The sequence below is a fragment of the Pseudoalteromonas sp. SIMBA_162 genome (genome assembly GCF_046535955.1).
Lineage (GTDB): Bacteria > Pseudomonadota > Gammaproteobacteria > Enterobacterales > Alteromonadaceae > Pseudoalteromonas > Pseudoalteromonas marina.
Genome location: NZ_JAWJBQ010000098.1, coordinates 1 through 409, shown reverse-complemented (window position 1 = coordinate 409; position 409 = coordinate 1). Strand labels below are relative to the sequence as shown.

Genomic DNA, 409 nt, shown 5'->3' with positions numbered 1-409 from the left:
CCCCAGCGGCAAGCTACACATGGGGCACGTGCGCAACTACACCATCGGCGACGTGATCTCCCGCTACCAGCGCATGCAAGGCAAGAACGTTCTGCAACCCATGGGTTGGGACGCCTTCGGCATGCCGGCGGAAAACGCCGCGATGAAAAACAACGTGGCTCCCGCCAAGTGGACCTACGAAAACATCGCCTACATGAAGACCCAGCTGCGCAGCCTGGGCCTGGCGGTGGACTGGTCCCGCGAGGTCACCACCTGCAAGCCGGACTACTACCGCTGGGAACAGTGGCTGTTCACCCGCCTGTTCGAAAAAGGCGTGATCTACCGCAAGAACGGTACCGTGAACTGGGACCCCATCGACCAGACCGTGCTGGCCAACGAACAGGGGATCGACGGCCGCGGCTGGCGTTCC

The 409-nt window shown here is 62.6% G+C and carries 1 protein-coding gene; it reads left to right on the top strand.

Features of this window, described 5'->3' with window-relative positions; genetic code table 11:
* The coding region (locus R0J88_RS18875; protein ID WP_410900708.1) for a class I tRNA ligase family protein at nt 1-409 on the top strand (409 nt) is incomplete at both ends.